Source organism: Jiella pacifica (assembly GCF_010500815.1).
GTDB classification, from domain to species: domain Bacteria; phylum Pseudomonadota; class Alphaproteobacteria; order Rhizobiales; family Rhizobiaceae; genus Jiella; species Jiella pacifica.
The window spans coordinates 1-10,307 of the sequence record NZ_JAAAMG010000050.1; the positions used below are offsets into that span (position 1 = coordinate 1).

At 60.4% G+C, this 10,307-nt stretch carries 11 protein-coding genes and 1 pseudogene; 7 read left to right on the forward strand and 5 right to left on the reverse strand.

Annotated features, from left to right (window positions below):
• Positions 1-144: 144 nt before the first annotated feature.
• The 3 genes from GTK09_RS28255 to GTK09_RS26740 all read right to left on the reverse strand — a co-directional run bounded on the left by GTK09_RS28255 (position 145) and on the right by GTK09_RS26740 (position 1,644).
• Positions 145-729 (reverse strand): VpaChn25_0724 family phage protein, encoded by a 585-nt coding sequence (locus tag GTK09_RS28255; RefSeq protein ID WP_446685278.1) that lies wholly within the window; start codon positions 727-729, stop codon positions 145-147.
• A 256-nt stretch (positions 730-985) separates the two neighbouring features.
• Positions 986-1,378 (reverse strand): type II toxin-antitoxin system VapC family toxin, encoded by a 393-nt coding sequence (locus tag GTK09_RS26735; RefSeq protein ID WP_163466437.1) that lies wholly within the window; start codon positions 1,376-1,378, stop codon positions 986-988.
• Positions 1,375-1,644 carry an AbrB/MazE/SpoVT family DNA-binding domain-containing protein gene (locus GTK09_RS26740; RefSeq protein ID WP_163466438.1) on the reverse strand — a complete coding sequence of 90 codons (270 nt, stop codon included), beginning with the start codon at positions 1,642-1,644 and terminating at the stop codon, positions 1,375-1,377. The genes GTK09_RS26735 and GTK09_RS26740 overlap by 4 nt, the downstream gene beginning before the upstream one ends.
• A 236-nt stretch (positions 1,645-1,880) precedes the next feature.
• Between GTK09_RS26740 and GTK09_RS26745 the strand changes: the two genes are divergently transcribed.
• The 3 genes and pseudogenes from GTK09_RS26745 to GTK09_RS26755 all read left to right on the forward strand — a co-directional run.
• Positions 1,881-2,510: a recombinase family protein gene (locus GTK09_RS26745; protein WP_163466439.1), complete on the forward strand. Its 630-nt coding sequence runs from the start codon at positions 1,881-1,883 to the stop codon at positions 2,508-2,510.
• Positions 2,494-2,931, forward strand: coding sequence for a hypothetical protein (locus GTK09_RS26750; protein ID WP_163466440.1), 438 nt, complete (start codon positions 2,494-2,496; stop codon positions 2,929-2,931). The genes GTK09_RS26745 and GTK09_RS26750 overlap by 17 nt, the downstream gene beginning before the upstream one ends.
• Positions 2,932-3,242: 311 nt before the next feature.
• Positions 3,243-3,918 (forward strand): annotated as a pseudogene (locus tag GTK09_RS26755) (IS6 family transposase); the annotation flags it as partial.
• A 218-nt stretch (positions 3,919-4,136) separates the two neighbouring features.
• Here GTK09_RS26755 and GTK09_RS26760 read toward each other — a convergent pair.
• Positions 4,137-5,306, reverse strand: a complete 1,170-nt coding sequence (locus GTK09_RS26760) for a zinc-dependent alcohol dehydrogenase (RefSeq protein WP_163466441.1) — start codon at positions 5,304-5,306, stop codon at positions 4,137-4,139.
• Between the two features lie 138 nt (positions 5,307-5,444).
• Between GTK09_RS26760 and GTK09_RS26765 the strand changes: the two genes are divergently transcribed.
• The 4 genes from GTK09_RS26765 to GTK09_RS26780 all read left to right on the forward strand — a co-directional run bounded on the left by GTK09_RS26765 (position 5,445) and on the right by GTK09_RS26780 (position 9,382).
• On the forward strand, positions 5,445-6,113 hold the full coding sequence (locus tag GTK09_RS26765) for a TetR/AcrR family transcriptional regulator (protein ID WP_163466442.1): 669 nt from the start codon (positions 5,445-5,447) through the stop codon (positions 6,111-6,113).
• 426 nt (positions 6,114-6,539) lie between these two features.
• Complete coding sequence (locus GTK09_RS26770) at positions 6,540-7,043, forward strand: acyloxyacyl hydrolase (protein WP_163466443.1); 504 nt, start codon at positions 6,540-6,542, stop codon at positions 7,041-7,043.
• 91 nt (positions 7,044-7,134) lie between these two features.
• On the forward strand, positions 7,135-8,388 hold the full coding sequence (locus tag GTK09_RS26775; RefSeq protein WP_163466444.1) for an alpha/beta hydrolase: 1,254 nt from the start codon (positions 7,135-7,137) through the stop codon (positions 8,386-8,388).
• A gap of 7 nt (positions 8,389-8,395) precedes the next feature.
• Positions 8,396-9,382, forward strand: a complete 987-nt coding sequence (locus tag GTK09_RS26780) for an Lnb N-terminal periplasmic domain-containing protein (RefSeq protein ID WP_163466445.1) — start codon at positions 8,396-8,398, stop codon at positions 9,380-9,382.
• 338 nt (positions 9,383-9,720) lie between these two features.
• Here GTK09_RS26780 and GTK09_RS26785 read toward each other — a convergent pair.
• Positions 9,721-10,307, reverse strand: a 587-nt coding sequence (locus GTK09_RS26785; RefSeq protein ID WP_163466446.1) for an IS66 family transposase, incomplete at its 5' end; no start/stop codon positions are given.

Below are 10,307 nucleotides of genomic sequence, written 5' to 3' on the forward strand. Positions count from 1 at the left end.
CGCAAACGGAAGGGCAGGTCACCAAGCTCAAACTGTTCAAGCGTTCAATGTACGGACGCGGAAACCTCGATCTCCTTCGCCGACGGTTCCTCATGGCATCATGAACCACACAATCTGCGGAAGAGCCGGGAAACCGGGACCACCTCACTCTATGCCAGCCGTTCGTCGCTTCGAAACGCGATCGTCCGCGCGAACGATCGAGCGAACCGACAGGACGTGCCGATGATGGCATGGACGCGCGTCGACAAGATCGGACGCATCCGCGATGTGCTCTTTCCGAACTGGCAGCTTGAACCGGTCGTCGCAAAGCGATGACGAAGAACCTACGTACGGAAACCGCCACCAATAACGAGGGCTGTCCGTGCTACCCTTAGTAGACGCTCCAGGGCGAGCCCGCTCCACTCCATCCGCCGTTGCCTGTCCCGACGCCACCTGTTCGCCCCGCTGCGTTAGTTCGACGACGATCACCTCCGGAGCGCTGTCGATCCTCGCGATCAAGCCAGACCGCTCCAAACGATCCAACGCTTCCCGAAGGTCAGCCTGAATGTCGTCCAAAGCGTAGAAACGAAGAAGATCGTTTAGGACTAGGTTATTCAAGCGATCGCCGGGTTGACGTCGGAGTATGCGGAGGATCGCAAGCGCTTGATGTCGATCTCGCACTTTATCGGCTTCGTTCGGTCGATTCTCGCCGGTTCGCTGTGCAGAATGATCTATCATGATCTGCCTCATTCCGACCTAAGCGCGTTACGTAGGGCGAATCTGGCTGCCCGACAGCTTTGTTGTATCGTCCCCTGCAAAGCCATTGCCATAGGTGGGCCAAGTTCCTCCTACCATCCGATAGAGTTATGTCCTTTTCGTCAGTTCGGCGCAGAAGCATAATTCCCGTCGCCCGCGATAGGTAGAAAACCGAGCGGCAGCTTTCGGAGAGAGGGAGAGTCTTTCCGAATGACGATGATAGGTCGACAGCCGCCGTTGATGCGATGATTTAGCGGATTACAATCACTTCGACACCAATGCTCTCTGCGACGTTTGACCAGATACGATCGGCAGTGACAGCTGGCATGTTGAGCATCCGCGCAAGAGCGAGACAGCTTCGATCGCCGAGGCTGAGGCCGAAGGCTTTCGTCCATTCAAGCAGGTCGGCTGCACGCTCGGCGAGTTCCCAGGTGAAATCGTGTCCTTCGAGATTGAGAGAGCGGACTGCAAGGCGCGCATCTTCCGGCGCCATGCCTTTCGATGCCAAGCTCGCGAGCAGTTCCTGGACATTGACGGTGGAGATGATCGCGCGGTCCTCGAGCATCGACGCGACCGTGTCGGCTCCCGCCTCGTCCCGAAGGAAAGCCATGATCGCGGAGGTGTCGAGCACCAACCCGGTCATGCCCCACCGTCCGCTTCGCGCAACGCTTCCGCGCGCCGTTCCTTGATCAGATCACCTACCAAATCGACATCAGAGGGAATGGATTGACGAACGAGATCCTGAGCTCGCTTGAGGGAGCGCCGCAGCGTCGTCACCTCGACCTCGCCGTTCTCCTTCTCGATGAACACGATCTTTCCGCCGCCATTGAGGTCGAGTTTGGATCTGAGGGCCGAAGGGAGGTTCATCCGCCCATTTTTTGCGACAGGTACGATATGTCGATCGAGCATGAAAGTGATTCCTGTTGGCACTGAGGAAATCAGGTAGTATCCGAAGATAAGGCTTATTGCTCGAAACGAGAAGGGATTTCTTGGGTAGACTCAGTCTGAGATAAGCATCCAGCGCATAAGTGACCGCTTTTGAGCGCTCCTCCTGAATCTGCTCGTAAATTAGCTTGCCTGAGAACTGCGCATGCGCGATGCGTGAGACCCCGATTTTGATACAGTTTCGTTGGTTCTTCCCCGTCATGTCACGCGTTTTCGCCTATGCCCGCGTTTCGACGATCGAACAGACCAACGAGAACCAGCTCGGCGAAATCCGCAACGCGGGTTTCGACCTCCAGGCGCGGCGGACAGTTGTCGAGACGATCTCAGGTTCGCATACCGCTCTGGAGCGTCCAGGCTTCGCCCGACCGATCGATCGTCTGGAAGAGGGCGACATTCTTGTTGTCACCAAGCTCGATCGGCTCGGCCGCAACGCGATGGATGTCAGGAAGACGGTCGATCATCTCGCCGCGCTCGGCATCAAGGTTCATTGCCTGGCGCTTGGCGGTGTCGATCTCACCAGTGCGGCAGGGCGCATGACGATGGGCGTCATCAATGCCGTTGCCGAGTTCGAGCGCGATCTCCTGATTGAGCGAACGCAAGCCGGGCTGACCCGGGCCAAAGGACAAGGGAAGACGCTGGGCCGTCCGCCGCGCCTGAGCGAGGACAAGAAGCGCGCTGTCGTCCGCGAACTGGAAGGCGGCACCTCGATCGCCAGGCTTGCGCGCGAATATGGCGTCAGTCGATTGACCATCACCCGCGCACGCGAGAATCTGAGACAGAAGGAAGCCGCTGGTTCAGGAGGGGAGGACGCCGATGCCGATCAAGCCTGAGCTGCGCGGCTTCTATCCGCTCGACTGGCCGCAGCTGTCGCAGTCGATCCGCTTTCGCCGGGCCAGGGGACGCTGCGAACATTGCGGTCGCGCGCATGGGCAGATCGTCTGTCATCTCGGCGATGGCCGCTGGTTCGACGCAGAGTTGGGACGATGGCGTGACACGAAAGGCCGGAAGATCCGAACCAACCTGCCGGCGCCGGAGGATCTGCCGCCGGAGATCCCGGCCTTGTTCACGCGGGTCTTTCTTGCCTGCGCCCATCTCGATCATGACGTCGGCAACAACGCGGCGGCGAACCTCGCAGCGCTTTGCCAACGCTGCCACATGATCCACGATCGCCCCCATCATCTGACCCGGCGGCGTATTACGTATCTGATGCGACGAGCCGTGGGTGATCTGTTCATGGGGATCTATCGGTAGATGCCGATACTCAGTCGGGAGGGATTAGGGAGACCGATCGTCAGGTCGAATTTCCAGCGTTCCCTGCTCATCGGCCCATCGAGCGAAGCCTTTCTCCACGAGCGCTCGCGCGATTGGGTTTCCCCGCATAAGCTGAGACCCCTCACGGAATAGTCGGTCGAGCAAGAGAGCTTCTTCGGCGGTCAATCTCATGGTGCTGCTGCACATCTGCATATTCCATGCACTTCCAGGGGCTCGGTAAGGCACCGTTGCAAAAAGCAGGATACCGTCCGAACCTGAGGCTTCAATGACCGGCGAGTGGGAGAGTAGCGCTGTCCTCTGCGTTCAAATGGCGGCACTTCTCGCCGGACATCATCCTGCTCTGCGTGCGCTGGTACTGCCGCACCTCGCTGAGCTACCGTGATCTGGAGGAGATGATGAAGGAGCGCGGCCTATCGGTCGACCATACGACCGTCTATCGATGGGTTCAACACTACGCGCCCGAGCTCGAGAAGCGGATCCAGTGGTACCAGAACCGGCAAAGCCGCAGCTGGCGGGTCGAGAGACCTACGTGAAAGTACGCGGCGAATGGAAGTACCTGTTTCGCGCGATCACCAGCGATGGCCGGACCCTTGACTTTGACCTGTCGAACACCCGCAGCACCAAGGCGGCGAAGCGCTTCCTGTCAAAGGCTGTACGCGCCAAGCATGATCGGCCATCCTCGATCACCACGGACAAGAACCCCGCCTACATCGACGCGATCCGGCAGCTGAAGGCCGAAGGGTTGATCAAGCCGGACTGCGAGCATCGGCGGCAGAAATACCTGAACAATCGCATCGAATGCGACCATGGCGGTCTGAAGCAACGGATCCGTCATGTTCGGGGCTTCCAATCGAAGAGAACGGCCACTGCAACGCTGAAAGGGTTCGAGGTGATGCACATGTTCCGCAAGCGACAATTCGATGGCTGGCTCAATGCCGTCGCCTAGGGTCGCGAAGCCTGCTTCATCGGCAGACTCTTCAACGTCTTCATTCCGGCTTGAAACAGAACAGAAGGGGATCACTGCGGCCCTTATCGGTTTTCGCAACGGAGCCGCCGCAAGCACGGTGTCTGCCTGCTGAAACGTGTGCAATGGGTTGCCGTTCTGAGAATTGGGATCGGCAACCCGAGCATGTCGATAAGCCAGCCACGAACTTCACAAAAGAATGTCGGGCTGATCCGAAGTGTCAGGGGGTCAGCACCACTTTGGTGCAGCCATCCGCCTTGTCCCGAAACGTCTTGTAGAGCTCCGGCGCGTCTTCGAGCGTGCCGCGATGGGAGATGAACGACGTCGTGTCGAACTGACCCTCCTCGATCCGCCGCAGAAGGTCGTCGGCCCATTTGTTGACGTGCGTCTGCCCCATCTTGAAAGTCAACGACTTGTTCATCGCCGCGCCGAACGGGATCTTGTCGACGATGCCGCCATAGACCCCCGGCACTGAGATCGTGCCGCCCGGACGGCAGACATAGATCATCTCGCGCAGGACGTGCGGGCGATCGGTCTCAGCCATCACCGTTTGCTTGATGCGGTCATAGGCATGCTCGAGGGTGTAGCCGGAATGGGCCTCCATGCCGACGCAGTCGATGCAGCATTCCGGGCCCTTGTTGTCGGTCAGCTCGTTCAGCCGCTCTACGGTCGACTCCTTGGAGAAGTCGATGGTGATTGCACCCATGCGCTCGGCGATGGCGAGGCGCTCGGGCACCTCATCAATGACGATGACCTGGCGTGCGCCCATGATCTTCGCGCTCTGCAGGGCGAAGAGCCCGACGGGACCGGCGCCCCAGATGGCCACCGTGTCCGTCGGCTTGATCTCGCATTCAGCTGCGCCCTGCCAACCGGTCGGCAGGATGTCGCCGAGGAAGAGGACCTGTTCGTCGGTAAGCGTCGAGGGCACCTTGACCGGACCGGCGTCGGCGAAGGGCACACGCACGAATTCCGCTTGTCCGCCAGCATAACCCCCGGTCAGATGCGAATAACCGAAAAGCCCCGCGCTGGTATGACCGAACATCTTGGCGGCAGTATCAGCGTTGCGGTTCGACCGCTCGCAGACCGAAAAACGTCCGGCGCGGCACTGGTCGCATTCACCGCAGACGATGGTGAACGGCACGACGACCCGGTCGCCGACCTTGAGCTTCTTGTTGTCGCGGCCCACTTCCATAACCTCGCCCATGAACTCGTGGCCGACGATATCACCCGATTCCATGCCCGGCATGAAGCCGTCGTAGAAGTGCAGGTCCGAGCCGCAGATGGCGCAGCTCGTGACCTTGATGATGGCGTCGCGGCCGTGCTCGACCTCGGGATCGGGCACGCTCTCGCAGCGCATGTCATGCTTGCCGTGCCAAGTGATCGCGCGCATCAAATACTTCCTTTCTGAACTCAGTTGCCTTCAAGCTCGACTACCTGTAGCAGATGGCAGAATGGACCAGTTGGAGATCCATCGATTGAAGATAATTCACGTCGGTCGCGGTGAATCACCCCCATGCCATGACGCAGAATGGTCAAACGACTGCCGAACACTGTAGCAGCACGGAGCCGGGGGCGTCCGTCGCCGGATCGTTCGAGGGAGCTGACCAGGCTCATCATCTCGCTCGCGCGCCAGAACTTCATGACGCTGGGCTACGGAGAAACCAGCATTGATCTGATCGTGCATCAGGCAAAGATCTCCAAGAAGACCTTCTATGCCCGCTTTGCCAACAAGGACGAGTTGTTCGAGGCCGTCTGCCTACAGATCGTCGAGGAGCGTTTCGTCGGCGCGGGATTTTCCATGGTCGAAGGCGGCGATCTCGCCGAGCGTCTGGAGACCGTGGCGCTGCAACTTCTGGAACAGGCTCTTCAGCCCGAGATCACGACCTTCTACCACAACTTGCTCGTCATGAGCTCGACGATTCCCGGGGTTATAGCGGCGGTCAATAAAGCGACCGAACAGCTTCATCAGCCACTGGCCCGCATTCTCGACGAGGCCGTCGTCGCGGGCGAGCTACGTCCCATGGACACCTTGGTAGCAAGCCGCCGGTTTTTCGACGGAACCGTTTTGCCACACATCGACAGGGTCCATCTCGGGCTCAGAGAGCCTACCGTCACCGAGGCGGACAAGGCAGAAGTGCGTGACTACGTCGAGTTCTTCATCCGGGGCTACCACCCCCTTACATCAAAGGTGAGGTAAGGGCGGAACGTAATCCGGCGGCGTCATTCCGGCTTGCGGCACCGGGGGCACGCGCCGTTCCGATCGCTATCGATAGTCGACCGCACGTCGTTCCCTTCCGCCGTGGAGCGCAGGCCTCACGAAATGGCGACCGTGATCCCGGAGAGGATCGAGGTGCATTGGGACTGTTGCACCAGCATCACAACGCCATCAAGTTCGATGCAGCATATTGATACGAACCCGTACTTTTGCTCTTCTGACCTCGCTGACGAATCGTCGTGCTTCAGGTGTCCTCGAGGCCGAGTGAACACTCTCCGTAGCCGGCATTCTCGGGTCTCGTGTGGCGACGGAACACAAGGTTGGTGATTGGAGACAATGCTGAGATTCATATTGGCTGCCGCATTTGCTTCGATCGCGCTCCCGGCGGTGGCTCAAGAGAGCTCCCGCATGGCCCTTGGCGGCATCGTCATTGGGAAGAACGCCGACTTGATGGAATGGCGCCTCGGAGGCGGCCTGTACGACACAGGCCCGTTTACACCCGATTCCTTCTCGGGCGGCACCGTTAACGCAGAAGTGCTTCTGCCATCGCCGGATTTCCTCGCCGCCATCGGATCGCCACGCCCCTATCTGGGCACGGACATTGCGATATCGAACGACCCAATCCACGTCTTCTATGCCGGCCTCAACTGGGAGGCCTATCTCACCGACGCCTTCTATCTCGGCTTCAGCCTCGGCGGCTCGGTCAACAGCGACAGCAAGGTGGGCAACGACGAGGGGGAGGTCAGGGATCTCGGCTCTCCGATCCTCTTTCACCTGCAGGCCAGCGCCGGCTACGATTTCACCCGCAATCTCGGTGCGCAGATCTACCTGAACCACGTCTCCAACGCCAATATCGCCGACTCGAACGATGGCCTAGAATCGACAGGTCTGCGACTGGTTTATCGGTATTGACGGTAGCTCTCGCATCGGGCTTGCTCCGTGTCGCCACACCGCTTCCCTTCGCGATCGATGTGACTGTCCCGGGACAGATTGGAATCTTTGAATGAAGCACTCTGCCGGGCCATTTCCCGCGCGGACCGTTTTCGCGTTGCTCGCCGTGACGCTCCTAGCGCTCACGGGCTGTGCCGCGCGGCCTTACGCGACGCTGATTCCGGTGTCCGGCACGGTGCGTGGCGCGCACATCGTCAACATGCTCGTCGCCTCGACGCGTCAGCCCTCCCGTGTTCCGGGTGTGGTCTTCAGCGGTGAGCGTGGACCGGGCCTTTCGGTCGAAAACATCGTCGTCTCCATTCCCCCCGACAACGTGCGCAAGCCCGGAACGGTAATCTATCCGACGGCCAATCCGGGTGACCCATCCAAGGAATTCGTCACGCTCAAGATCGCGCCCATGGCGGAGAAGGATGCCCTGGCCTGGTATCGCAATGTAACCGGCCCGAAGAAGCGCGTTCTCATTTTCGTTCACGGCTTCAACTCCACCTATGAGGAGGCGGTCTTCCGCTTCGCCCAGATCAGCCACGACACCGGCGTCAACGCCGCGCCGATCCTCTTCACCTGGCCTTCGCGCGGCAGCATCTTCGACTATCTCTACGATCGCGAAAGCGCCAATTACTCGCGGAGCAGCCTCGAGACGATCATCGCCCAGGCGGCCGACAGCCCGAATGTCGACGAGATCACGCTGATGGCTCATTCCATGGGAAGCTGGCTAGCGATGGAGGCGGTCCGGCAGCTCACCATCCGCCGGGGCCGAGTGCCCGCAAAACTCCGGAACATCGTTCTGGCCGCTCCCGATCTCGACATCGACGTCTTTCGCCAACAGCTCGACGAACTCGGTCCGGCTCAAGATCGCATCACCATATTCACATCTCAGGACGATTACGCCCTGCAGGTGTCCCGGCGGCTTGCCGGCGGCGTCCAAAGGCTTGGATCGATTGATCTCGACAACCCGCTGATGCTGACGTTCTTCGCCAGGCGCGGAGTCAATGTCGTCGACCTCAGCGATGTCCAGGCGGGCGACAGTCTCAATCACACGAAATTCGCCGAGAGCCCCTTCGTCGTGCAGGCGATCGGCCAGCGGCTGATTGCGGGAGATCGGGTTTCGGATTCACGGGTGAACCTGGCCGAGGCGATCGGCGCCACTGCCGTCGGCACCGCGCAGGGCGTCGGCTCGGTGATCGGCGCCGCCGCCTCGGTGCCGGCTGCGGTCGTGGATCCGAACAGCCGCTTGCGGTTTCGCGATCAGCTCGAAGGCGCTGGCCGCAGCTTGACCGGTTCCCTGCAGACCGCGACCGGTCAGTGACGCGGCCATGATGCGTGCTGGACGTTGGCTTGCCCTGGGGGTGCTCGCCGTTGTCGCCCTTGCTTTCCTGGCGTGGAGCGCGATGGCTCTCTGGTACCATGCCGGGGAACCCCTCGCCAGTCGCATCGCGCTCGTGGCGTCTTGGCTCGCCATGATCGCCGTCGCGTCATCGCTCAGATGGAGATATCCTCGGCTCTGCTGGGCTATGATCGCCTTACTGTTCGTCGGCTTTTCCGCCTGGTGGTGGTCGATCGAGCCACGCAATGACCGCAAATGGGCAGCGGACGTCTCGCGCATCGTGACCGGTCGACACGAAGGCCGAATCGCCACGCTGGAGAATGTCCGTGATTTCGACTGGACGAGCCGCGATGTCTTCGTCGAGAGATGGACGACGGAACACTACGATCTCGCTGACTTGTCGAGCATGGACGTCACTTTGTCCTACTGGGGCATCGATGCAATCGCGCATACGCTGGTGAGTTTTGGCTTCTCGGACGGTCGCCATGTCGTTTTTTCGGTCGAGATCCGGCGCCAATGGGACGAAGAGTTTTCCTCCCTTGCCGGGTTCTTCAAGTCCTACGAGTTGGCGCTGATCGCAGCCACGGAGCGGGACATCCTTTACCTGCGCACGAACATCCGCAAAGAGGACGTCTATCTCTATCCTATCGACATCCCTCGGAAAGCGATGCAGACTCTCTTCGTGGAGTATGTCGATGAGGGTAACGATCTGACATGGAACCCCGCCTTCTACAACACGCTGACAGCCAACTGCACGACGGTCGTGTTCGATCTGGCGAAGATGATCGGACCCGGCTTGCCAACCGACTGGCGAATCCTTCTGTCCGGTTACCTGCCGGGCTATCTGCGTGACCAGAAAGTGTTGCCCTGGGAGGGTTCAATTGGGGCGCTGCGTCAACGTGCCGCGATCACTGCAAAAGCCGGAAGACTTTCGCCGGATGACGATTATTCGAAGTCAATACGAGCGGGTCGATAGTGCTAATCAAACCGCCGAGCTGGCTTCGTGCGAGTATCAGCACAGTACGCATCCGGCGTGGACCGCGGGAGGCTGATTTTCTTCTTTTCGATTGATTTTTCCGGCTTGCGTCTTTCGGCTTGACCCGCTGGCGAGTTGTGGCGAACTCATATGCGAGGTGCCGGTGAGGTCCGGGCACCTCGCCCACGAGTTACGGTCCATTGTGGCATCATTTGCAACCGATCGACCGGGAGCAGGCCGCATAACACTTTTCCGGAAGTTCAAAACCGTCACGGCGTATGTAGGCATAACGGGGGTGTTGAGGGGGTTGGTGCGTACGGCGCGACGCATGAGCTGCGTCAGGCAGCGACCCGTTCGTCCGACGCATCGCCTGTTGCCCAATTCCATGGCAGGAGTTCGCCGAGCCGGGACTGCGGCGTGTCGGCAATGCGGTCGAGAACGTCGGCGAGCCAGGCCTGCGGCTCGATGTCGTTCGGCCTGGCGGTGGCGATCAGGGTCAGCATGAAGGCGCAGCGGTCGGCGCCGCGATCGGAGCCGGCGAAGAGCCACGACTTGCGGCCGAGGGCCAGGCCGCGGATCGCTCGCTCGGCAGCGTTGTTGGTAAGACAAATTCTGCCGTCGGCGGTGAAGCGGGCAAAGCCCTCCCAGCGCGTCAGCATATAGTCCATGGCCTTGGCGACCGGAGCATGGCGCGACAGGCGCGCCCGCTCGGTGCGCATCCAGTTCTCCAGATCGGCGAGAACAGGAATGCTCCGCTCCTGCCGAAGGGCGAGACGCTCCTCGGCCGAGTAGCCGTTCACCTCGCGCTCGATGTCGAACAGGACGTCGATGCGCTTCACCGCCTCCAGCGCCAGCGGCGAGATCGGTGCCGCGGTCTTTCCCCGTCGAGCGCTCCTGGCGATGTCGGCGAGTTCGAAGAACTTCT

Coding starts and splice junctions, on each gene's coding strand:
- GTK09_RS26765 (WP_163466442.1), top strand. CDS start 5,445: ATGGTCAAACGACTGCCGAACACTGTAGCAGCACGGAGCCGGGGGCGT.
- GTK09_RS26735 (WP_163466437.1), bottom strand. CDS start 1,378: ATGACCGGGTTGGTGCTCGACACCTCCGCGATCATGGCTTTCCTTCGG.
- GTK09_RS26780 (WP_163466445.1), top strand. CDS start 8,396: ATGATGCGTGCTGGACGTTGGCTTGCCCTGGGGGTGCTCGCCGTTGTC.
- GTK09_RS28255 (WP_446685278.1), bottom strand. CDS start 729: ATGAGGCAGATCATGATAGATCATTCTGCACAGCGAACCGGCGAGAAT.
- GTK09_RS26760 (WP_163466441.1), bottom strand. CDS start 5,306: ATGCGCGCGATCACTTGGCACGGCAAGCATGACATGCGCTGCGAGAGC.
- GTK09_RS26775 (WP_163466444.1), top strand. CDS start 7,135: ATGAAGCACTCTGCCGGGCCATTTCCCGCGCGGACCGTTTTCGCGTTG.
- GTK09_RS26740 (WP_163466438.1), bottom strand. CDS start 1,644: ATGCTCGATCGACATATCGTACCTGTCGCAAAAAATGGGCGGATGAAC.
- GTK09_RS26745 (WP_163466439.1), top strand. CDS start 1,881: ATGTCACGCGTTTTCGCCTATGCCCGCGTTTCGACGATCGAACAGACC.
- GTK09_RS26750 (WP_163466440.1), top strand. CDS start 2,494: ATGCCGATCAAGCCTGAGCTGCGCGGCTTCTATCCGCTCGACTGGCCG.
- GTK09_RS26770 (WP_163466443.1), top strand. CDS start 6,540: ATGGCCCTTGGCGGCATCGTCATTGGGAAGAACGCCGACTTGATGGAA.